15 protein-coding genes are annotated in these 23,067 nt (G+C 55.7%); 3 read left to right on the top strand and 12 right to left on the bottom strand.

From position 1 onward, the window contains the following. Positions 1-87: 87 nt before the first annotated feature. Genes B4U49_RS14525 through B4U49_RS14500 form a run of 6 tightly spaced genes read right to left on the bottom strand, consistent with a single transcriptional unit; the run spans position 88 to position 8,113 of the window. The gene (locus B4U49_RS14525) at positions 88-1,047 is read right to left on the bottom strand and encodes a sugar kinase (protein WP_078085329.1); all 960 of its coding nucleotides are present in this window, start codon (positions 1,045-1,047) and stop codon (positions 88-90) included. Between the two features lie 53 nt (positions 1,048-1,100). Next, on the bottom strand, positions 1,101-1,850 hold the full coding sequence (locus B4U49_RS14520; protein WP_078085328.1) for an SDR family NAD(P)-dependent oxidoreductase: 750 nt from the start codon (positions 1,848-1,850) through the stop codon (positions 1,101-1,103). Between the two features lie 59 nt (positions 1,851-1,909). Further along, positions 1,910-3,205 (bottom strand): MFS transporter, encoded by a 1,296-nt coding sequence (locus B4U49_RS14515; protein WP_078085327.1) that lies wholly within the window; start codon positions 3,203-3,205, stop codon positions 1,910-1,912. A 14-nt stretch (positions 3,206-3,219) separates the two neighbouring features. Continuing rightward, the gene (locus B4U49_RS14510) at positions 3,220-3,561 is read right to left on the bottom strand and encodes a cupin domain-containing protein (protein ID WP_078085326.1); all 342 of its coding nucleotides are present in this window, start codon (positions 3,559-3,561) and stop codon (positions 3,220-3,222) included. A 16-nt stretch (positions 3,562-3,577) separates the two neighbouring features. After that, positions 3,578-5,821 (bottom strand): heparinase II/III domain-containing protein, encoded by a 2,244-nt coding sequence (locus B4U49_RS14505; protein ID WP_078085325.1) that lies wholly within the window; start codon positions 5,819-5,821, stop codon positions 3,578-3,580. A gap of 21 nt (positions 5,822-5,842) precedes the next feature. Next, a complete protein-coding gene (locus B4U49_RS14500) occupies positions 5,843-8,113 on the bottom strand; it encodes a chondroitinase-B domain-containing protein (protein WP_078085324.1) in 2,271 nt (756 codons plus the stop codon). Positions 8,114-8,595: 482 nt separating this feature from the next. Between B4U49_RS14500 and B4U49_RS14495 the strand changes: the two genes are divergently transcribed. After that, the gene (locus tag B4U49_RS14495) at positions 8,596-11,637 is read left to right on the top strand and encodes a TonB-dependent receptor (RefSeq protein ID WP_078085323.1); all 3,042 of its coding nucleotides are present in this window, start codon (positions 8,596-8,598) and stop codon (positions 11,635-11,637) included. A 239-nt stretch (positions 11,638-11,876) separates the two neighbouring features. Here the strand turns inward: B4U49_RS14495 and B4U49_RS14490 are convergent, their stop codons facing one another. The 3 genes from B4U49_RS14490 to B4U49_RS14480 form a co-directional block, all read right to left on the bottom strand. Further along, positions 11,877-12,653 (bottom strand): FadR/GntR family transcriptional regulator, encoded by a 777-nt coding sequence (locus B4U49_RS14490; protein WP_078085322.1) that lies wholly within the window; start codon positions 12,651-12,653, stop codon positions 11,877-11,879. Positions 12,654-12,849: 196 nt separating this feature from the next. After that, positions 12,850-14,094 carry an MFS transporter gene (locus B4U49_RS14485; RefSeq protein WP_239692650.1) on the bottom strand — a complete coding sequence of 415 codons (1,245 nt, stop codon included), beginning with the start codon at positions 14,092-14,094 and terminating at the stop codon, positions 12,850-12,852. Then, on the bottom strand, positions 14,087-14,911 hold the full coding sequence (locus B4U49_RS14480; RefSeq protein WP_078085321.1) for a DUF3298 and DUF4163 domain-containing protein: 825 nt from the start codon (positions 14,909-14,911) through the stop codon (positions 14,087-14,089). Before B4U49_RS14480 ends, B4U49_RS14485 begins: the two co-directional genes overlap by 8 nt. A gap of 238 nt (positions 14,912-15,149) precedes the next feature. Between B4U49_RS14480 and B4U49_RS14475 the strand changes: the two genes are divergently transcribed. After that, positions 15,150-18,365: a DEAD/DEAH box helicase gene (locus B4U49_RS14475; RefSeq protein ID WP_158078631.1), complete on the top strand. Its 3,216-nt coding sequence runs from the start codon at positions 15,150-15,152 to the stop codon at positions 18,363-18,365. Positions 18,366-18,386: 21 nt separating this feature from the next. Here B4U49_RS14475 and rrtA read toward each other — a convergent pair whose 3' ends face one another. The 3 genes from rrtA to B4U49_RS14460 form a co-directional block, all read right to left on the bottom strand. Further along, entirely contained in the window at positions 18,387-19,028 is a 642-nt protein-coding gene (gene rrtA, locus B4U49_RS14470; protein ID WP_078085319.1) for a rhombosortase, read from the bottom strand. Between the two features lie 12 nt (positions 19,029-19,040). Continuing rightward, complete coding sequence (locus B4U49_RS14465) at positions 19,041-19,739, bottom strand: hypothetical protein (protein ID WP_078085318.1); 699 nt, start codon at positions 19,737-19,739, stop codon at positions 19,041-19,043. 150 nt (positions 19,740-19,889) lie between these two features. Beyond that, positions 19,890-21,872 carry an alkyl/aryl-sulfatase gene (locus tag B4U49_RS14460; protein ID WP_078085317.1) on the bottom strand — a complete coding sequence of 661 codons (1,983 nt, stop codon included), beginning with the start codon at positions 21,870-21,872 and terminating at the stop codon, positions 19,890-19,892. A 719-nt stretch (positions 21,873-22,591) separates the two neighbouring features. On the opposite strand from B4U49_RS14460, the gene B4U49_RS14455 reads away from it, so the two are divergent. Continuing rightward, positions 22,592-23,067 (top strand): transaldolase family protein (locus B4U49_RS14455; RefSeq protein WP_275078290.1); only part of this gene is annotated, 476 nt, incomplete at its 3' end.

Raw genomic sequence — 23,067 nt, 5'->3', positions numbered from 1 at the left:
CAGCAGTGCTGCACGAAAAGAGAATAAAAAGGCTGTGCGCAAGATAAACCTGCACACAGTGTATTTTCTTGAAACGAGCTCTGATATTTACATGGCTGACATGTCGGGCATTGCCGATACGGGAATGACGGCACCGCGATACTGGATAACAGTAGACGCCAGGCGATGGCCGCTTTCCGCAGACTGCTCAATGGATTTACCAGCAAGGCGCGCCGCCAAGTAGCCGGCATTAAACGAATCGCCCGCGGCAGTGGTATCTACCGGCATCACCTTGTTTGACGGCACCAGCTTGGCTCCGGTGCGGTTGGCGGCAACCAGACAGCCATCGGGCCCCATCTTCAGCACTATTTCTGTAACTCCCCAGTTTTGCAGACGCTCGAGCACCTGTTCTGCACTCGCGCTATCGCTGCCAAACAAAGCTTGTTCGTCTTCCAGTGTGGGAAGGGCAATATCTGAGAGCCGGTATATTTTCTCATAGGCTTTTCGGGTGAGCATTTCACTCCCCCACAACCGCGGGCGATAGTTGCCATCAAAAATGATTTTGCCCCCTTCCTGGCGATACTCTGCCAGAAAATCGAACAGACATTCCCGTGCATACGGCGACAATATCGCCAGCGAAATACCAGAAAGATAAATCGCTGAAACCCGCCTCAATTGCGAGAATAGATCACGAGCTGCTTTCGGGTTATCCAGAAGACGCCGGGCAGGAGATCGATCTCGCCAGTAATGGAAAGTGCGCTCACCGTCGCTATCGGTTTCAATCAGGTACAGCCCGGGCGTTGCATTTGCCTCGCGTTTCACCAGATCACACCCGATTCCCTCGGCCCGCCACTGGCGGATCATCCAATCACTCAGATGATCGTCCCCCAGCGCGGTAACATATTCGACAGCCGCGCCCAACCGCGCCATGTAAAGCGCTGTATTCAGGGTATCCCCCCCGAAAGACAACCCCGCTGCCAAGCGGGGCTCACTGTGATGACTGCGACAGTCGTCCTCCAGGTTCATTTCCAGCATACACTCGCCGATAATTGCGATGCGCTTTTCCATGATGGGATCCGCCTTCTACCTCAGGTAATACTCGCGCCGGTCACTCCTCGAAATCAGGAGAAGAACAGGCCACCATTGATATCGATATTGGTTCCGGTGATGAAGGAAGCTTCCTCAGAGGCCAGATAAGCCACCGCATCAGCCACTTCCGGAGCCTTACCTTCGCGCTTCAGCGGCGTCGCATTGGCAACATTTTCGCGCACGGCATCTTTGGTGAAGGTGTCGTGAAAGGTCGTGCTGATCATGCCCGGACAAAGCGAGTTGACACGAATGTTTTTCGGACCCAGCTCTTTTGCCATGGCTCGGGTAAAGGTCATTACCGCACCTTTCGCAGTCGCATAAGCAGATGCACCCGGGCCACCACCATCGCGGCCCGCCTGGGAACCGAGGTTTACAATAGCACCGCCATCCATATGAGGAACAACCGCTTTGGTCAGCAGGAAGGTGCTGTTCAGGTTAAGCGAGATGACTTTATTGAAGAAATCCTCGTCCATTTCTTCGATGGTTTTACGCTCTACCAGACCGCCGGCGACATTTACCAGGATATCAATGGTTTTGCCGTAAGCGGCTTGCGCCGCGACAACGACGCTGGCCACGTCTGCTTGCTTGGTCATATCGCCCTTGGCGATGATCGCTTCGCCACCGGCCGCTTTGATCTCGGCCAGGGTTTCTTCTGCTGCCTGCGCATTGCTGAAGTAGTTTACTACCACCTTTGCACCTTCCGCCGCCAGCTTCAGGGATACCGCTTTTCCGATATCCCGCGCCCCACCGCTGACGATGGCTACTTTACCTTGAAGTTTCATACCTACTCCTAACTGTAATTGTGTGTTCCGATTTTTATCGAAGATATTTCAAGCTTGATTTAGTTCGCTGCTTCAGCGAGTGGGTTTTTTTCCTGTTTGCTACGCACTGGTTTGATACGCCCCCCAACAAACAGAACCGAAATCAACATCAGCGGGACCAAAGAAGCACCGAGAATGAAGAATGGCGGGTAATAGGTGCCATCGTTGGTGATAATCGGCACCAACTGAATCGCAGTAATCACACTGATTACACCAACGGCGCCACTGATACCGGCGAGGCTGGCAACACTCTTGCCAGAGAAATAGTCACTGGGCAGCGTCTGGATATTGTTGATAGCGGCCTGGAAGCCGAACAGGATGACGGTAATCAGGGCCAACGCTGTAGCAGGTGTTGCTGCTACCGTTGTAGCGAGCAGGGCGGGGAGCATACAGCAGCCGCCAAACAGCACCGCAAACTTGCGGGCCTTGTTCACACTCCAGCCACTGCTCATCAGCTTACCGGACAACCAGCCGCCGAATAGCGCACCGGCTGCCGCGCCGCAGTAAGGAATCCATGCAGAAGCACCGATTGCCTTCACGTCAAAGCCAAACTTGTCGTTCAGGTAGAGCGGCAGCCATGCTACAAACAACCACCAGATCGGTTCGATAAAGAACCTTGCAGAGATTACGCTCCAGCTTTGGCGGTGAGACAGCAGCTCGCGCAACGTCGGAACATACTCGTCTTCGTTTTCTTCCGCGGTAATCTGCCCAGAGAGAATCAGTTCGCGCTCTTCCGCTGTAATCCACGGGTGGGCGTCGGGACCGCTCTTGTAAATGATCAACCATGGCACCAGCCAGATAAAACCCAGCAGCGCGACCACAACAAAGGTTGCCTGCCAACCCAGGAACGCATACAGGAATGCCACAAGAGGTGGCGCGATAATACTGCCCGCAGACGCGCCTGCGCCGAAGATCCCCTGGGCGAGAGCGCGCTCCTTCGCCGGGAACCACTCCGCATTGGCCTTGGTTGCACCAGGCCAGTTGCCCGCCTCACCAAAGCCCAACAGGGTACGGAAAATACTGAACGACGTTACCGAACTGGCCAGCGCGTGTAGCGCGATGGAAATGGACCAAACTACAATCGACAACATAAATCCGAGACGCGTGCCGATTGCGTCGAATACGCGCCCAAAAACTGCCTGACCGATAGCGTAAGCGATCAGGAATACACTCATAATGTTGGCGTAATCGTGACTGTCCATCCCCAGATCATCAGCGATACCCGGCCACATTACCGACAGCGCGGTTCGGTCGATGTAGTTGATGATGGTGGCCAGGGCCACCAGGGACACAATAGTCCAGCGTAAGTTCTTCATTATTATTGTCCTGTTTAACTACCCAGAAAGTCTTCCCGGTAGGGGCTGAAAGTATCGAGTAGCACTCCGGCCTTTTTACACACAGCACCATGTTCCAGATGGGGCGCAATATAGAAGCTGTCGCCAGCTTTCAGCAGTTTTGTGCGGCCATCTACCTGCACCTCGAACTCGCCACTTTCCACGTAGCTCACCTGAGTGTGCGGGTGTTTGTGAACATAGCCGATACTGCCTTCCTCAAACCAAACGCGAACAATCATCAAATTGTCGTCGTGGCCGAGAATCTGTCGCTTGATACCGCCGCCGAGATCTTCGACGTCAATATCCTGGGCCTGAACAAATGCATCAGTTGCGGGCATAACCTTTCCGTCTTATTCAATTTTTAATCTGAAAGAGCCTGGCGCGGCCGATGAAACTGTATTCACTGCCACGAAACTCAAAGGTGTTCTTGATATCTGGCGCGATATCACTATCGCGGTTATACGCCAGTAACTGCGTAGTACCCTCTTTGGTGCTGATCGCAATCAGCTCAAGAGCTCCACTGCGCAGGTGTGCCAATGCTTTTACCCGGCTTTCCGCTCTCACGGTGTATTCCCGCGACGGGTTGTACTCACCGTGGGGCTCAAGCACGCTCAGGAAAGTGTGCGAACGGGTATTGTCACGACGGGCGATAAAGCTGCTTTCGGAGCGCAGGTTGAAGTCCGGGTCATTGGCACCAAGTTCGGTAAACAGCAGCTCAGTTTCACCATCGACCAGACTGGACAGGGTGTAGAACCGGCCGTTGTCGTTCAGCCAGGTTATCTGCGCAAGGCCGGATTCCGGTTTACCGCGGGCTTTCAACCAAAGATGCTGATAACCGTTATCAGCACCCAGCGCTTGCAGGCTATCGGTGTAGCCCTGCAGATTGAAATTGGTGTCCACCAGCTGACCGTTATAGTGCAACGGCAGATCCAACTGAGATTGCTTGTTGGATTCAACATTAAACAAGTCGATGGCGAAGGCACTGCCACTTTGCGGATCATTCACCAACGCCAGAGTGCGCTTAAGCCTCACGCCCGGGTAGGCTGAGTCAATTTCGGCAGAGCTGATCTTGACCTGATCATCCGCGTGGAAAAACAGCAGATCCGGATGATTCTGGTTGGCCACTTTCAGGTTGTTGTCGAAGTGTGAAGTTTCGCCGATCACAACCGTATTGTGGGCCACGGTCTGCTTGGCCCAGGTTTCGTTTTCTTTTAGATAGCGACCGCCGTTCTTGGCCTCTACATTCAGGAAGCGCGCGGCACCATAGTCGGTAACAATTTCTGCTCCGCGGTCGTAAAACTGCCACGTAAGCTTGTCGAAGTGACCATGCCCCATGCCTTGTGCGGCAGGCTTGAAAACCAACGCCTGATCACCATCGGCCTGCTGGCGCAGTACGACCAGCGCGCCTTCATCACCGTTTTTTCCATCGCGGAAGGCGAATGACGTGAATTCATAGGGCTGCTGCTCGCCGGCATCCAGCGCCTGGGCAACTTTGAGACCATCACCGGAAAGTAGAATCTGATCCTGCCGGGCGGCAATATCGAGCAGCTGCGGATTACCGGACTCGCCAAAAGCAATGGTCACACCGAGCACCAGCTCCGAAGTATCGATCCCCTTACTCTTGATCGCATCGTTAATCGGAAAGAACAGGTTGTTGTAGCTTAGCTGGATGGTGGTATCGATGGCTTTCAGCACGATACCGTCACGGTATTCGAAAATGCGCCGCTCTGGCTCATTATTTTCGATTGCCTTGGCAAAGGTCACGAACGGCATCAGTGCGTAGCGCTGATAGTAGGGCCCTTCGTTATAGTAACCGTCCGGTGAAAACAGGGTGCTTAGCTGGCGAAGGAAGCCGCCCTTGCCAGACTTGTCCAGGCCCAACAGCGCCTGCTCAACCCACTCCTGCTCTTCCAGCACATAACCGGCCATACCGACGCCAGCGGTCAGCCAGGTACCGTGGTTGTGCACCTTATTGAAAGTTTTCGGTGAATCTACTGAAAGAAACCTGGCCACGGGACGCAGTGCACCCTGCTCGATCTTTTTCGCTTCCGCATCAGAAAGAGAAGGACGAATCAAGTCGTAGGCCTGAATGGTGTAAACCAGCCATACGGCTTCATTCAGGCTCTGCCAGAATAGCTTACCCGGATTGGTCGCCCCCGCACGGCGCTTGGGGTGCAAGGGCAGGTTTGGGTACAGCTCAGCGTAAGCCAGTAACATATCCCGTACGCGTTCCGCATACTTCGGATCCTCGGTGATCTGATACAGCACGCCGGCGTTGTACATCAGCTGGTAATTCTTCTTGTGCTGCTCGTGGGTGTAACCACCGCCCGCGTCAGCCGGGACCGGCACCGCCAGCGGTGCCTCCAGTGCACGATTAACCGCCGACTGAGTAGCAAGGAAGGCTTCGCGAAAACGACCCGGCTTCTCAACCGCGCCCTGCATGGCATCTACATCTGCAGCGTTGATCACCAGGTTCGGGTGATCTGCCGCAAATGCGGCCAGGGGATTCATCGCAAGAACTGCGGCAGACACCCCCGCGGCGAGCGCGACGCCGGCGGCGAATATCTTTTGCTGATTAAAAACAGAATTGCCAAACATGGATTTACTTCTTCTTTTTAATTAGTTCTTGACTTGATTGTTGGCGAGCACTGCCGTGTGCGGACCTTTTGCCACTAGCTCTGTTATTTCAGGCAAGGGCGCATTGAAGAACTGGTTATTGGCAATATGCGTTACCGGCTCACCCACGGTGTGCTCCACCACGATGCCCGCACTGCCTTCAATACGGTTTTCATGAATATCAGCCACCTGGGTGCCATGCAGCTTGATCAGCGCCTGCGCCTTGTTGCGTTTGCCCTGGCCGGAACTGGTAACGGTGTTGTCGCTGAAATCGATATGCGGCCCGAACGTGCTTTCGTCGGTGCCGCCGCGGTACAGGTCAATCAACGCGCCCCGCACGTTTTTGATCGTGTTTCCGGTAACGATCACATATTCCGCGTTGTAAACACCGAGGTCATCGGTCTCTTTGTTGAGTTTGAGCAGGTCGCCGGAGATGTTTTCAAACTGGTTGTTGGCCAGGGTGATGGTATCGGCAAAGGCGCGCAGGCCCGAGTCGAAAAAATGGTATGAGTGGTTGATATCCAGATTTTCCACGCGACTATTGGTCATGGAAAAGCGGTAGTTCTTCAGCATGCCCCACACCGCGGTACGGATCAGGATATTACCCGCATTGTCCGGGCTGTTGGCCCCGCTGATGACCAGACCATCCAGAGACAGGCTGCCGCCGTCCTGGATTTCAAACATCACCGGACGCCCACTGGTCAGAGTAACCTTGCCCTGCTTTTTCGCCCTGATGGTCAGAGTCTTGTTGATATCCAGGCGCTTGGTTGCGTTGTAGACGCCGCTTTCGAGCACAAGAGTATCGCCATCGGCCGCGCTGGCGATGGCATCGAACAAGGCATTCTCACCGGGTCGCACCCGGACGGTTTTACCACTATCAAACGGGGTAACCGGTTCGGACTTCGGATACCAGGAGACACCGGTCATTTCCCGGGTGGTGACCACCAGGTCTTTGCTAGCGCCCTTGTCTGCCGCTGATTTGCTGGTTGGATAGAGCAGACCATTGTCGGCGCGCTTCAGTTTGCCAACACCCCGATCAATACCTTCGTGGATTTTCTTGTCCACAAACCCGTTGGAAATATTGCTGGCAAAGGTAATACCGGAAATATCGTCGAATACGGAAAATGGCGACTTGCCGCTCTCGGTATAAAAAATATTGTCGGCAATAGTGGAGTCTTGCGGTACCGCAGTGCGTTCCTGGTCACTGCCGGCAGCCAGGTGTATATGCTCCACATTGATAAAGCTGTTGTTCTCGATCTGCGCGTTCACCACCTGGTGATAGCGATTGATGGGAGAACTGGGAACACCGTTCATCACGGTGAACCCACTCCCAAACCGATAGCCTGTGAGACCTTCGAGATAATTGTTGCGAATTACCTGGCCCGCATTGATCACGCGAATACCACCGGTGTGATCCACACCGTTGCCCAGGAACACGTTACCTTCAATCAGGTTGCCGTTACCGTGACGCATGGTCAGGGTGCCGCGGGATTCAAAGAAGGTGTTATTACGCAGAATATTTTTGCCGGATTTGACGGAGATGATCTCCACCTCGCCGTCACAACGGTCGAAGAAATTATTTTCGACTACTGTCAGAGAATCAGTCAGGGAATAGTGACTGGTGCCAATGCGCAGAGTCTCTCCACCATTGGAGCCAAGCACCGGGCGCGGACCAAAATAGTTGTGATCAATACGGTGACGGTTTTCCTGGCTGCCTTCGCTATTCAGGCGCACTGCCATGGTCACACCCTTGTTGCGCTTGCCAGCAAGATGACTGTGATCGAAGCGATTGTTCTTGCCGTAGATAGCGACCCAGTAATCTGAATCCATGCGCTCGGGCTTACTGAAGTCTTCAATCACAATTTCGGTTACGCGGGAATGGTTAGCCAGGTGCTCTTTATTGCGCCGGAAAGCAACCACCTCACTGCTCGGGGTGTAGCCATCCTTGAATACCAGGCCGGACACCACCAGATACTCTCCTGCCAGACGCAGATTGGACTGCCCACTGAGGACTACCTTGCCCTTCTCTTGCGCCGTAAGCGTAATGGGATTCTCTTTTTTTCCATTCCCAGTGAACAGAATTTCAAAATTCTTCCAGATGCCGTTTGCGAGCACCACGGTATCGCCAGCTTCAAGACGTCTGGCTACCTTCGCGTATTCCTCCTGGCTGTGCACCAGATATTCCTCAGCAGAAGCCTGAACACAGAACAGGGATGCCTGCCCGCAGGTAAGCAGCGTGGCGGCCAGCAGTGGTTTGATTCCTGAAGCTCTCATGATCACCTGAATCGCTTTTCTGGATTTTCGTTATTCCGAATTGCCTGCCCGTGCGCCCACCCATATTCGCACCATAGCGGGGCACAAAGTGGCATACCGGAGTTATTATGGGTCCAGACTAAATTGGTCAAAAATAATTGTCAACCAATCAGGCTAACCAGTTACCTCTCCAATTTTGCGCCAGCTTGGTGCGCCAAGGGAAATTTCGACTCTTAATGCACAAAAAACAGGCAGGGGTCAGTCCAAAATGTGAACTTTTCCTTAAAATTGGTTGACTGTCTTGCAGGCAGGTGAGAATTTGTGCTGGCCAGATCGCGGGTGGTCGACCAAAAGCGGTTGTCACTGGTCAAAAGGCTTATAAGAAATTCCGCGATATGAGCGATGAAAAAGGCGTCAATACGGGGCGCCCTTGTTACTATCAACTAGCGCAGACTTCCTTGGGGGTAATCATGCGTGATAATAATAAAGACGCGAGAGATGTAATGGCTAAAGAAGAAAGCTTTTCCGGGAAATGCTTTAAGAAATCCATCCTGGTGACTGCGGTCACCGCTGCTTCTTATATGGGCATGGCCCATGCACAGGAATCTGCGATCGTAGAATCCGACCAGGCGCTCGAAGAGGTTGTCGTAACCGGCACCCGCGCTACCATCCAGACCACCATCGATATCAAACGTAACTCCACCACGATCGTTGACGGCATGTCCGCCAACGAGATCGGTGATCTGCCCGCGCTGTCCATCGGTGAAGCACTGGAAAACGTAACCGGTGCTTCCTCTCACCGTGAAAACGGCGGCGCCACCGAAATTTCCATCCGTGGTATGGGCCCCTACCTGAGCGCGACGACGATTAATGGCCGTTCCGCTTCCAACGGTAGTGGTGACCGCTCGGTGAACTTCTCCCAGTTTCCATCCGAGCTGATGAACAAGGTCGCGATTTACAAAACCCAGGATGCCAGCCTGATTGAAGGCGGCGTTGCTGGCCTGATTGCGCTGGAGACCCTCAAGCCACTGGAATACGGTGAGCAGCGCTTCCAGATTGATGCCAAAGCCAATATCAACCCGAACCAGGCCAACCTCGATGACCCGATGGCCGGAGATATGGGCTTCCGCGGCAGCGCGAGCTATGTAGACCAGTTCGAGTTCGAAAACGGCATGGCGTTCGGTGTTTCTCTCGGCCTCGAGAAGAGCGACATCTCCCAGCCAGAATCGGAGATGCGCTCTTCCAGTCCTAGCGGCTCCTCGCGCTACGCGTGTCTGTATGATCCGAGCAACACCAACGAAGGCTTCTTCCGCGCATCTGCCGGTGACTGTGAAGATCAAATCGATGGTTCCAGTAACCAGGGCTACCAGACCGCGGTAGATCCGGAGACCGGTAAGGCTGAAAGCGACGGTACACGCTACGCATTCGCGCCAAGCTCCAATGGCTACCGCCAGAACGACACCTCGGACAAGCGCGATGCTGTGTTTGTTGCCCTGCAGTTCCAGCCCAATGACAAGACCGACATTAACTTCGACCTGCAACAGTCAGAGCGTGTTCAATCTGAACAGCGTCATGACCTGAACTTTGCAAACCAGAAGCGTACAACTCCGGGAGTCACGGCCGAAAATCTCGTGTTTACAGACACCGGTACCGTTCTCGAGTGGGCCGGCGAAACCGCGATCGAATCCAACAGTGAAACTTACGCACGGACAGAGGATTACCTGGGTTACGGGCTGAACGTCTCTTACGATTTTACCGACAACCTGACGGTATCCGCAGACTACTCCTTCTCGGAGACGACCCGCGACGAAAAGCAGATACTGCTGCGCACACAGTCTGATAACAGCGACATCTTCGGCGACTCCACCGCGGCCGGATACCGCCCACTTGTTTACTGGGATATGGACTCCGAGATCCGTCAGTACACCATTAGCGATTTTGACGTAACTGACCACAGTCTGTTCTCTGACGAGTACCGCATCCGCATCGATAACGATGTCGATCGTCGCAACAGTAACGAAGCTTTCCGCACCGACTTTGATCTGCGCCTGGATGGAAAATTCATCACTGCCGTTCGCGGTGGCCTCCGTTTCTCGGAACAGGAATATGTAGACCTGGGTAGCGCCCGCGACACCTACGAAATCGATCGCGGTGACGACGAGAGCGAAGCTGCGCTGCTGGCCATCAACGAAGCCTGTGCAATCGCCTTCCCGGAGAGCGATTTCATGAATGCCGACAGCGATGGCAGCCTCATAACCACCGTGGATGAGAACGGCAACGTCATCGGCCGCACCAGTGAGTGGGCAACTTTTGACACCAACTGTGTTGCGGACATGGTCCTCAATCACCTGGGAGAAAGCTTTGCCTACCCGGAACTGGACGAGAAAAGTGCCAATCTCACTGACGTGACAGAAACCACCACCGCCGCCTACGTGATGGCGGACTTCTTTAGCTCACTCGCGGGCACTCCGGTGCACGGCAATGTCGGTGTACGCGTGGTGCAGACTGAAGTGGAATCTGTCGGTTACCGCACCCCCTACACCATCATTACTAATACTGATGGCACTTACGCCATGGAAGAGATTGAAGGTGCAGATCTTGAGCGTGTAATCGCCGGTGGCGATTACACCGAGTTCTTACCCAGCTTCAACCTGGTGGCAGATGTCAGAGATGACTTGCTGGTTCGCGGTGCCGTCTATCGCGGTCTATCCCGTCCGGATCCGGCTGACCTGGGCTACAAGCGCGCATTCGACACCAACGGATCGGATGACATCGTTGATGTTGCCGACCTGCTGGACGGCGTGAGCGGCGATGGCAATCCGAACATGAAGCCGCTAACCTCCTGGAACTTCGACACGGCAATCGAGTGGTACCCGAACGACGACACCATGCTCGCATTTGGCGTTTACCACAAGCGCTTCCAAGGTGGATTCGAAACCGCGCAAATTACCGAAACTTTCGAGGTTGATGGCCAGACCATCCCGGCTCAGTTCAATATCACGCGTACAGATGAAGACACCAGTGCGCTGACCGGTTTCGAAATGACGGCAACCCATCGCTTCTCTTATCTGCCGGGCTACCTGAGCGGACTGGGCGCGAAGGCCAGCTACAACTATGCCGACTCGGACTTCGAGTTTGAGGACAGTCTGTACGGCGACTCGGTTGTTCTGAATGAAGCCGGTGAAGTCGTTTCTGAGAACATCGGTATCATCGCTCCCGGTAATATCCCCGGCTTCTCCGAGAATGTTTTCTCTGGCCAGTTGTACTATCAGATCGGCGATCTCGATACGAGCCTGATCTACAAGTACCGCAGCGAGTACTTCCAGCCCTACACCAGCAATGGCACCCGTCTGCGGTATGTCGGTGATGTCGGCGTGTGGGAAATGAAAGCTTCTTACCGTGTCACCGATAATGTGAGAGTAAGCCTTGAAGCCATCAACCTGTTTGATGAGCCGAAAAAGCAGTACTTCTACACCCGCGACAACCTGGGTGAGTTGAATAGCTACGGACCGCGAGTATTCCTTGGCCTGAAGGCCAAGTTCTAAGCGCTATCCATGGCATGTGGGAGCCTGCAACCCATCTTTCAAAGTATGGCTGCAGGCCCTTCGGTTTGTTTGATTGGTTGTCTCTTCTCCATCTGGCAGGGTGCCGCCTGTCGGAGTTTATTTGCCCGCCCAGAGCGGGCTTTTTTATGTCTGGGTTTTACTGGCTCTTTAATACAACAAAAAAAAGGCCATACCGTCGTATCGGTATGGCCTTTACAGAATCGATTGGTTGGACGCGATCAGAATCCGGTGGTTTCACCCAGGCGGTCAATGGAAAAGCGTTTGCGCCGCTCTGATACTTCCCGACGCACCACTTCAACGGCTTTTGCTTCTGAGGCATCGTGCAGCGCATTCAGCGAGCGGCTGAAGTGCATTCGCATCGCCTTGCGCGCGGCACAGGCATCGCCACTTTCCAGCGCCTGAAGAATGGCCTTGTGCTCCGCAAGTCGCTTCTGGCCGTCTTTCTTACACACAGACTTGTGAACCGATTGGATATCAGGTGACTGCCCCTGAATATCCCACAATTTGTTGATGGTACTGACCAGTACGCGATTCTGGGTCGCACGCGAGATCACCTCATGGAATTTACGGTCCGCGCGCTCGGAGGTCAGATTGCCCTCTTCGTTCTCACGTACCATATCCCGGTAGGCACTGCGCAAGTCTTCCAGTTGCTCTTCAGTAATCATGGTTGCCGCCAGAGCGGCCGCTTCGCCTTCTACCAGCACGCGAGCTTCTGTCAGCTCAAACGGACTGAATTCCTTGCTGTCAGCAAATACACTGACCGGTTCAATGACGTAAACACCAGAACCCGTGCGTACAGCAACGCGCCCCATGACCTCAAGTGCAATAATGGCTTCCCGGATACTTGGACGACTTACGTCGAACATTTCCGACAGCTCACGCTCGGATGGTAAGCGCACCCCAGGTGGGTACTCGCCGCTATCGAGAAGCTTCAGCATCTTCTCTACCACTTGCTGGTATATACGACGGCCGCTGGTCACAAATTCAGTTTTCATCTAACGCAACCCGATCTCAAACTCGAAAGCCCTGGCCCGTTCAGACGATGACTAAATGGGCCAAGTATTGGTGTTTAGATGTTACCATGACTGGTCTTACAGGCAAGATAAATTGGTATGATGGCTGGGCTTGACAGGTTGGCCCGGTAGCGCCACTCGCAATGACGCAATAGTCACCCCCATCCGCGCGCGCACGTTACTGCTCGACCGCGTCCACCCTCGCGTTGACCGGCTTTTCCCTAAACTGCAGCACAAGCAGCGCCAACACCGTTATCGCCAGGGGCGGAAAAGATACCCACAGCACCGTGTTCCAACCATAGACACTCAGAATTCCGCCAGAGGCAAAAGAGCCCAGGGCCATCAGACCGAACACGATGAAATCATTCAAGGACTGCACACGCGTTTTCTCTGCGTCGGTATGACACTCGAGGACCAGTGCGGAGGCACCAAGAAATCCGAAGTTCCAGCCCAGGCCGAGAAGAATCAGTGTCCACCAGAAATGCGCGACCTCGGCGCCCTTCAGGCCGACGGCGGCGGATATACCAATTAATACAAGCCCCACGATCATCACCCGCTCTGCGCCGAAGCGCGCGATGATTCTGCCGGTGAAAAAGCTCGGTGCGAACATGGCGATCACATGCCACTGCAGACCGAGGTTGGATGATGCAGTGGAGTGGCCGTGCATGTGCATGGCCAGCGGGGCGGCGGTCATCAGAAAGTTCATCAGGGTGTAAGAGATCGCCCCGCAGGTGGCGGCGGCAATAAAGCGCGGCTGTCGCGCGATGGCAGCGAGCGGACGTCCACCGCGCTTTTGCGCCGCGCTGGGTTTTGGCAGGCGTACACCAAACAGGATGATCGCGGAAAGCGCAGCCACGGCTGCCTGCGCAAGGAAGGTGACGGCAAACAGCTGCTGCGGCCACAGGTCCATGGTCCAGGTCACCAGTTGCGGGCCGACTACACCGGCAGCCACGCCGCCAGCCATCACCATGGAAAGTGCCCGCGCCTTGCGTGCGGGGGCGACACCATCGGCGGCGGCGAAGCGAAACGACAGCACCACCGCGGCGTAGGCACCGCCGAAAAAGGTCGACAGGCAGAACAGCCAGAAATCGCTGGTAAACGAGGCGTACATTGCCAGCAGGCCGGCGAGCACGCCACAGCCCGCACCGGCCAGAAACGCAGTGCGTCGGCCGTAGCGCCCGGCAATGGCGCCTACAGGCAAAGTACACAGGGCCATACCCACCACGAATATCGACAGCGGCAGGGTTGCCAGTAACGCGCTCGGCGCCAGTGTATTGCCGACAATTGCACCGGTGGCGTACACCACCACGGAGTTGGCGCCGGCCAGCGCCTGGGCAATGGCAAGTCGCCAGATATTGCCGCGCTGGTCTCGCTCGCTGAGTTCCAGGGGCATATCCTGGGGCTGGGTACTGCTTTCAGTCACTGTGGTTTCCCGCTTGCGACAGGTAATTGTCGCGTACAACGCCCTTCAGTTTTTCTCTGGGCACACTCAATTTCACCTCACCCATGGCATAGGGACCGAGGGTATAGACGCCGTACAGCAACTCCAGGCCATTGTGATCCAGCTTGAAGTCATCGCTGTGAGCAAACGGCCAGTTCTGACGAAAATCCTCGTCCGTTTTCTGGGTATCAAGCCACTGCTGATGCGCTGCTGCAGCCAGCTTCCAGAATGCCTCTTCCTGCCCCGGTTCGAGCACATCCGCGAGCGATACCCGCCTTTCCTGTGCGAGGTCCCAGTTCAACCAGCGGGCCACCGGCATGCCATGCGCGCCACCGGTATACAGGTAACTATTGACGGTAATGGTCAGCAGGTCGCCATAGCGGGCGAGTTTTTTCGCATCGCCATCCAGTCGCCACTGGGCGGCAGAAATATCCGAAACGCTCGCGGCCTCATCAATAAATTTCTGCGCAACCTTTTCCAGGGAATCCTGTGGATCAGCATCAGGCTCACCGTTTCCCTGCAACTGTCGCAGCATTTGCTCGTAGATGGCGTCATTCAGCGCCGGCTGGTCGGCAAACACTTCCCGCCGGATATTCACCACCGTGCACTCATCCGCGGATGGACAATTCGGCGCGCGCATTTCCAGGGTTTCTATTTTTGACGCGAGTTCGGCAGGCGCTTTTGCGGTTTCTTTTTCACAGCCCGCAAGAGCAAGTGCCAACGACAGGCTGATCAGTGCGGCCTTGCTGAAAAGTTTTTTGGGTTTTATTGAGCCATGAATACTCGAAATGGACTTCACCGAAGAATTCCCTCCATACCGGTTCGCTACCCCGTAATATCACCGCCAGGCGTGGCGGCACCAACAAGGTAAACAAAAGGCAAACAATAGGTGCGTGATGTGGCGCTCATGCTACTCCAAACCACGTCGCTCCGTCTGCCCCGGCTTACCGGCCGCCCCTCTGCCAAGCCCGCAACTCGTGCTAAAGTGCAAGGTTTGCACCCCAGTCGCATCCGTAAAAACTGTCCGGGAGCCGTATTTGATTACCTTCACCCTCAACAGTATCCACCGCATGGTCGACGACGCCACCTTTGCCGGTGGCGAGGAATATTTCGCCCGCGGGCGGGTGGTGGAGGCATCTTACGATGAGGATTCAGGTACCTATCACGGGCGGGTAAAAGGTTCGGCGCGCTATATCTACCGGGTGGAGCTGGATGTGGATCGCGGCCGGCTGGTGGGACTCTGTTCCTGCCCAGTCGGGCTCAACTGCAAGCATGCGGTCGCCACTGCGCTGGCCCTGTTACAGGAAACACAGCGGGAAGCCGAGCCGCCGGCGCCATCACCCACCCCCATCAAAAAACCGGTCCAGCCCGCCGGGACTGCCTGGCAGCAGTGGTTATCGCACTTGCCTCCGGCCCCCACTACAGAGCCGGCCCCACTGGAGCACGGCCGGCACTATCTGCTGTATTTCCTCGAAGAGGATGAACGGGGCGCCCCGCGCCTGTCCACCAAGAAGGCCTACCTGAAAAAAGATGACAGCTGGAGCCAGCTGCGACATTTTGCTCCGGATACCGTCAACCTGGGCTGGAACCGTCCCAGCCACCTGTTGGACGAAGATGTCACCATCCTGCAGTTACTGCCCCGTATTAATGCCGCCGGCCGCCTGGGGCTACTTGGCGAACAGGGACATCGGGCGCTGATGTTGTTGCTCGACAGCGGACGCTTTTACCTGGACGACTGTGCCCTGCAGCAGGCCGCGGGTAAACGGTTGAGCTGGCAATGGCACCCGGAAGACAACAAGATGCAACAGCTGGTCGCCAATCTGGAAGGCGTGAAATCCCGCGACCACTGGCAACTCATTCCGGTTACTCCTCCCTGTTACCTGGACCGCGAGAGCGCCACCATTGGCGACATCATCTCACCGCTGCCCGTCACGCAAATTCAGCACCTGCTGGATATGCCTGCGGTTCCGGAAAACGAACTGGGGTTTATGTCGGTACAGCTGCGCCAGCAGATTCCCGCCGCTCAGTTGCCGCTGCCGATCGAGCCAGAGTTGCACACCGTCAGTAGCTTTACCCCGCATATCACCCTGGTGGGCTGCAAACTCGACCAGCACAGGCTGCCGGCACTGAAACTGTATTTCGACTACGCCGGGTTTGCCCTGGCACCGCCCTACAGCCGACATTTCGAGGGGCAGGAACTCACGCGAGAGCGCGATGGCGCCTATTACCATATCCGGCGCAATGTGGATGAGGAACATCGTTACTGCGATGCGATTCACGCCCAGGACCTGTACCTGATTCGCGAAGTACTCGGCGGACAGGAGGAAGTGTGGCTGCCCGATCCCAGCGCTCCCGACGATATCCCCCAGCGCTGGAATACCTTGCTGCAGGAAACCCTGCCAGAGCTGGAAAAGCAGGGCTGGGTCATTGATAAAGATCCCAGCTACCAGTTTGAAGTGGATCGTGCGGATATCGCGCTGCAACTGGCGGACAGCGATGAGCACTGGTTTGAATTTGGCCTGGAACTGACACTGGATAACGGCCGACAGGTTCCCATTATCGATGTGGTGGAACACTGGCTGGAGCACGATGCGCCGGACCAGCTCACGCTCAATGTGGGCGGAGACTGGGTGAGTGTGAATACCAAACCACTGCAAGGTATCCACGGCCTGCTGCTGGATCTGCTGAAAGAGAAAAAACTCAGCAGTACAGTGCGATTACCCGGTTACCAGGCCGCACAGTTTGCCGAGATGACAGAGTTGGACCAGCGCAAGGCCCCCGCCACCCGCAAGATGATCGAGCAGCTGGGTGACTATTCCGGGCTGGAGAATATTCCGCTGCCGAAAACACTCAATGCCACGCTGCGCCCCTATCAGCAGGATGGATTTAACTGGCTGGTGTTTCTGCAGCGCTACGGCTTCGGCGGGATCCTCGCGGACGATATGGGCCTGGGTAAAACGCTGCAGACCCTGGCGCTGATACAGCATATGAAGGAATCCGGCCAGCTGGAAAAACCGGCCCTGGTTGTCGCCCCCACCAGCCTGACCGGAAACTGGCTGCACGAGGCCGCACAGTTCACCCCCCAGCTAATCGTCACCCTGATTCACGGGCCACACCGCGCCACGGCCTTCGATGCGCTTCAGATTAGCGATCTGGTGATCACCACCTATCCCCTGCTGGTACGGGACTGGGAGCACTACCAGGAATCCGGCTTCAGCCTCGCGGTTCTCGACGAAGCACAGGCAATCAAAAACCCCACCACCAAAATTGCCGAATACGTGCGCCGCATCCCCTGCGATACCCGCCTGTGTCTTTCCGGTACCCCGCTGGAAAATCACCTGGGGGAACTCTGGTCACTGATGGATTTTGCCCTGCCGGGACTGCTGGGCGGCCGCAAGACATTCAACCAGGTCTACCGCACACCGATTGAAAATCACGGGGATGTGGAGCGCCAGCAGGAACTCGCGCACAAGGTGCGCCCCTTCATGCTGCGTCGCACCAAAACCGAAGTGGTTGCCGAGCTGCCGCCCAAAACGGAAACCATCCAGTATGTTGAACTGGGTAGCAAACAGCGGGCACTGTACGAAAGCGTGCGCATCAGTATGGAGAAACGCATCCGCGAACTGGTGGCACGCCAGGGCATGGGCAAAAGCCATATCGAATTTCTCGACGCCCTGCTGAAGCTGCGTCAGACCTGTATCGACCCGCGTCTGGTAAAACTGGACAAGGCTGCGGGCGTACAAGAAAGTGCAAAACTGAACTGGCTGGCAGAAACCCTGCCACAGCTGCTTGAAGAAGGGCGCAACCTTCTGATCTTCTCCCAGTTCACAGAGGTGCTGAAGCTGGTGGAATTACTACTCCAGGATCGTGGCATCGATTACGCCAAACTCACCGGCCAGACCCGCAAACGCCAGCAGGCGATTGACAGCTTCCAGAACGGCGATGCGCGCGTTTTTCTGATCAGCCTCAAAGCCGGCGGCGCGGGGCTCAACCTCACCGCGGCCGACGTGGTTATTCACATGGACCCCTGGTGGAACCCCGCAGTAGAAAACCAGGCCACCGACCGCGCCTACCGCATCGGGCAGGACAAGCCGGTATTCGTGTACAAGCTGGTGGCGGAAAACACGGTGGAAGAGCGGATTCACCAGATGCAGCGGCAGAAACAGGCCCTGGCGGATTCCCTGTTCGACGCGACCAGGTCCAGCAATCTGCCCGATAGCAGTGAGGATCTGCTGGCACTGCTGGGCACATGATCCGGTCGACTTCTATTACACTCAGCCGGCTGAATGAATAGCGCCGCCTTCGCATCGAGCCGACCGAGTTATCCACAATACCAGCGCAAACAAAGTTCCGGATACTGAGCCCAGCAGGTGGCTGGAAATCGCCACCTCCGCCTCGATCAACGCACCCGTTGCCGCGCTCGGCCCGGCAATCCACTCCCAGGCGACCTTGCCAGCACAGCCCGCCAATAGCAGCGCGCCTGACCAGCGCCGCTGGGAAAGTTCACTGATGGCGCCGAAACAGAAAAGTCCGTGCAGTACTCCGGAGATACCGTAGTAATTATCGACATTGGGAAACCAGAGCCAGAGTCCGCCGCTGATCAGCAGCGCCAGCAGCGCAACCAGTGCGAGATACTTCGCGACCGAATGGCGGTTACCAAGCAGTGCGCTGCGGCCGAATACCAGCCAGAGAGCGATTACCGCGGCGCCGTTCAATAGCAGATGCGCGGTATTGGTATGTACCAGATGTCCGCTCAGCAGGCGCCACCATTGCCCACCTGCGATAGCGGCGCGTTCATATAAAAACGGATCGGGGAACAGGCTTTGCAAAAACTGCAGAGAACCGCAGAATAGCAGCAACAATAGCGGGCCTTCTGAGCCCGCGGGAAAACGCAATTTTTCGAGATAATCGGCCATCAAGAAGGGGCTTTACCCGGCACGCAGAGGATTCCGCAGCGCTACGGAGTGGAACTGCTTCGAGTCCCCCTCTGCCGGTGCTTCCTGCTCTTCTTCCAGCGCGCGTTGCAGTGACTTATCCATTTTCTCCAGTGCCTTGCGCAGCTCCTCGGAAAAGTTTTCCACAGCCTCTGTCGCCTGCTCGTTCATCTGGCCCTGGGCTTTCTCCATTTCCTGCCCCAGTTGCTCGAGCATCAGGTCCATCTGATCACCGGCCTGCTCTGCCGACTGGTCAAACTGTTCCGACAGGCTTTTACCCAACTGGTCGAACTGGCGCAGCAGGTCGCCGAAAGCATCGCCGCGGGCGCTGCTGACCGTGCGCTCATAATCCACCAGCCACTCGCCGTCCCGCTGGACCAGATAGGTGGTAAAGGAGCGCCCGCGGTATTGCGGGTGCTCTTTACTGGAAAAGCGGGAAACTACACTGGCCTCATCGCTATCAATGATCACCCGACCCCAGGAGGGCTGGTACTCGGCCCAGCGCGCAAAATCGGCATCGAAACGCTCGGGGGCCTTGAGGGTGGAATATTCGGCAACCTCACCGGCATCTCCCTGCACCGCAGCCTGCCAGAACGCTTTGGTCACATCCTGGGGAGATTCCGGACCGGAGCATGCGACCATTATTGCGGCCAGCGCGGGCACAAGGATCAAACGGAGATAGCGGGGATTCATACTCGAACACCTAGTCAAACTGCCAATCTATACTGCCCGAAAACTAACCTTCCCCGCCATCGATAGCAATAGAAAAAGCAGACTGATATGCCACCCGCTATTCAGACATAAAAAAGCGCGGGGATACCCGCGCTTGTGGAATTGAGTGATTCAAGGCGTGACGATATTGAACCAGAACTCGAAGTTGTCCAGATAGGACATCAGCTCATCCACCTTGGCCTCGGTACCGTTCACCTTGACCTTTCCGCCACTGATCGCATCTTTCATCGTGGTCTGCTGCAGCACAATGTTATTCAGGGTCTCCCGCGATAGCTGCAAGGTCGCGTCGGCGTCTTTACCCTGCCGCTTGGGCGTGTGATTGAGTACGCCATTGACCATTTCCAGCTTGTATTTCTCGCCGGTATCCGTGAAGTCCATGTTGATGACGATGCGTTTGCCGGCGGCCTTGGGGCCATTGAGCCGCATGGCGAGATAGTCAAAGAACAGATCCAGGTCCATGGCGCGAATCGTATCCGGGCTCGCCGTATTTGGGGTGGGCAACTTGGCTACGCCGTTGCGCAGCTCCTGCGCGCCGGTCAGGTAGAAGTTGCGCCAGGGACCACTCTCGGCCTGGTAGCCCAACTGCTCCAGGGCGTCCGCCTGCAAATTTTTCGCCGCCTGATTGCTCGGCTCTGCGAAAACCGCATGGTTCACCACCTGGGCAACCCAGCGGAATTCTCCCTTGTCGTAATAGGCTTTTGCCTTTTTCAATAACGCATCAACACCGCCCATCATTTCCACATAGCGCTTGGATGCATCCACCGGTGTCAGCACATGCAGGGTGGCGGGATTACCGATAAACCAGCCCAGGTACAGCACGTAGGTCGCTTTCACATCGTGGTTGACCGAGCCGTAGTAGCCGCGGTTGGAAAAGTGTTTGCCCACCGCGTCAGGCAATTCAATTTTCTCTGCGATTTCGACCATCGTGTATCCCTGGTTGGCGAGTCGCAGGGTTTCATCATTGATATAGCGATACATATCCCGCTGCAGGGCAATATGATTATTCAGTTCTTTATTGCCCCAAACCGGCCAATGGTGCATCGCGAACATCACTTCCGCTTCCTCACCCCACATATCCAGTGCCTGATTCAGGTATTTTGACCACACCAGTGGATCGCGAATTTTTGCACCGCGCAGGGAGTATGTGTTGTGCAGGGTATGGGTGGAGTCCTCGGCGGTATTCAGCGCCTTTTTCTCTTTGATGTAAAAGAGCATTTCCGAGGGGGCTTCCGATCCAGGTGCGTACAGAAACTCGTAGTTGAGTCCATCAATCACCCGCTTCTCTCCAGTCTCCTTGATGATGTCGGTGGGAGGAATCAGCGTCACCGTACCTGCGGAAGTGGTGGTGCCGAGCCCGGCGCCAACCTGCCCTTTAGAGTCCGGTGGCAGCAGATTGCCGTACATATAGCTGGCGCGCCGGCTCATGGCGGTACCTGCCATGACATTCTCCGCCACCGCCGCCTCAAGGAAGCCTACCGGCGCATAAATTTTCACTTTGCCGGATTTCACATCCGCTTCATCCACCACACCGCGCACACCGCCATAGTGGTCCACATGACTGTGGGTATAGATTACCGCCACCACCGGTTTTTTCGGCCGGTGTTGGTAATACAGGTCCAGCGCCACCTTGGCGGTCTCGGCAGAAACCAGCGGGTCCATGATGGTGATACCGGACTTTCCCTCAACAATGGTCATGTTCGAGAGGTCCTGATTCCGTACCTGGTAAATACCGTCCGTGACCTCGAACAAGCCGGAAATATTGATCAACTGCGACTGACGCCACAGGCTGGGATTCACGGTATCCGGTGCTGCGTCCCCTTCCTTGATAAAGCCGTACTGATCGGGGTTCCAGATCACATTGCCCTGCTTGCCTTTAATCATGGCCTTGGGCAGTGGCGCGATAAGACCTTTGTGCGCCTGCTCAAACGCGGTTTTATCCGCAAAGGGGAGCTCCTTCAACAAGGCACTATTCGCGGCCTTGGTGGCATCTGTAGCGGGCTTGGGCTTATCTGCAGCGAGTGAAGACAGGGACATGCCGAGCCCCAGAGCGATGATCGCCGCGAGCCTCAGATACAGGGAACAGGCTAATTGCATGGCAGCTTCCTTGGATATTGGAAAAATTCTGCCGAAAGCCTAGCCCACCTGAAGTGCGCAACGGCGCAGCCCAGGTTATGCGGGCGCCAACTTTTGCCAGCCAGAAATCCGCATCCGCGCTACCAATGGCGTATCCCAAAAAAGGCAGCGCTCAGGGCTGCCATAAAGGATGGAAACAAGACTGGGGGATGAAAACCTTTGGGTTCCTGGGGTGGCCCTTCCTTAAGTTGGGCCCGCAGCGAAAACTACTGCGCGCAGGAGTCCTCGCCGTATTGCGCCTCCAAAGCACTCAGAAGCGCCCTGGTCACGAACGCGGTTACGATTTTTTCAGCACACATACCTGATCACCGTAGTAGTTGTCTGCGTAGTTACATTCCAGAACCCCCTGGGTTCCGTTATCGAAAGTGCGACTCTGCATAGTGTTTCTCCCTGACTCTGAATACGTCTGTTGTTTGGTACGGGAGTCAAGATAAGCCTCACGCGGCGATCGGTGAAATCAAATATATCTCTCGCCCAGATAACATAAATCTATCAGCCGCCAACCCATAATAGATGTAAACGTATCGCACGGAGACATATCTCTAGAAGATGTTGAAAACCCATGCCTGCGCCTCTGGTATTTATCCTTCTGCTGAGGCAGACTAACGAAAAAATGAAAACGTTTACATTTGTCGTGCGCCAACCGCCACGACAAAGCGATCGATGGGATAGCAATAACAATCATGAACAAGCTCAGTCAGCTCCGTGAGATGACCGCGGTAGTGGCGGACACCGGTGATATCAATGCCATTCGCCAGTTCACCCCGCTGGATGCCACCACCAACCCTTCGCTGTTGCTGAAAGCCGCGCAACAGGCGGAATACCAGCCACTGATCGATGACGCCATTGCCTGGGCAGCAACCCAAGCGGGCAGCAGCAGTGAACAGACCAAGCTTTGCGTCGACCGTATCGCCGCCAAGATCGGCTGTGAAATCCTGCAGATCGTTCCCGGCCGTATCTCCACCGAAGTGGATGCGCGCCTGTCTTTCGATACCAAGACCACACTGGAGCGCGCCCGCCGCCTGATGGACCTGTACGCACAGATGGACGTGGCCCCGGAGCGGGTACTGATCAAGATCGCTTCCACCTGGGAGGGTATCAAGGCCGCGGAAATCCTCGAGCGTGAGGGTATTCACTGCAACCTGACCCTGCTGTT

Source organism: Microbulbifer mangrovi, assembly GCF_002009015.1.
GTDB lineage: Bacteria > Pseudomonadota > Gammaproteobacteria > Pseudomonadales > Cellvibrionaceae > Microbulbifer > Microbulbifer mangrovi.
The sequence above is the reverse complement of the archived record's forward strand: the minus strand, read 5'-3'. Positions and strand labels throughout refer to the sequence as shown.

Excerpts from the sequence above, each read along its gene's own strand:
- B4U49_RS14465 (WP_078085318.1), bottom strand. The coding sequence starts at position 19,739 with ATGAATCCCCGCTATCTCCGTTTGATCCTTGTGCCCGCGCTGGCCGCA.
- B4U49_RS14525 (WP_078085329.1), bottom strand. The coding sequence starts at position 1,047 with ATGGAAAAGCGCATCGCAATTATCGGCGAGTGTATGCTGGAAATGAAC.
- B4U49_RS14510 (WP_078085326.1), bottom strand. The coding sequence starts at position 3,561 with ATGCCCGCAACTGATGCATTTGTTCAGGCCCAGGATATTGACGTCGAA.
- B4U49_RS14520 (WP_078085328.1), bottom strand. The coding sequence starts at position 1,850 with ATGAAACTTCAAGGTAAAGTAGCCATCGTCAGCGGTGGGGCGCGGGAT.
- B4U49_RS14500 (WP_078085324.1), bottom strand. The coding sequence starts at position 8,113 with ATGAGAGCTTCAGGAATCAAACCACTGCTGGCCGCCACGCTGCTTACC.
- B4U49_RS14460 (WP_078085317.1), bottom strand. The coding sequence starts at position 21,872 with ATGCAATTAGCCTGTTCCCTGTATCTGAGGCTCGCGGCGATCATCGCT.
- B4U49_RS14505 (WP_078085325.1), bottom strand. The coding sequence starts at position 5,821 with ATGTTTGGCAATTCTGTTTTTAATCAGCAAAAGATATTCGCCGCCGGC.
- rrtA (WP_078085319.1), bottom strand. The coding sequence starts at position 19,028 with ATGGCCGATTATCTCGAAAAATTGCGTTTTCCCGCGGGCTCAGAAGGC.
- B4U49_RS14490 (WP_078085322.1), bottom strand. The coding sequence starts at position 12,653 with ATGAAAACTGAATTTGTGACCAGCGGCCGTCGTATATACCAGCAAGTG.
- B4U49_RS14515 (WP_078085327.1), bottom strand. The coding sequence starts at position 3,205 with ATGAAGAACTTACGCTGGACTATTGTGTCCCTGGTGGCCCTGGCCACC.
- B4U49_RS14495 (WP_078085323.1), top strand. The coding sequence starts at position 8,596 with ATGGCTAAAGAAGAAAGCTTTTCCGGGAAATGCTTTAAGAAATCCATC.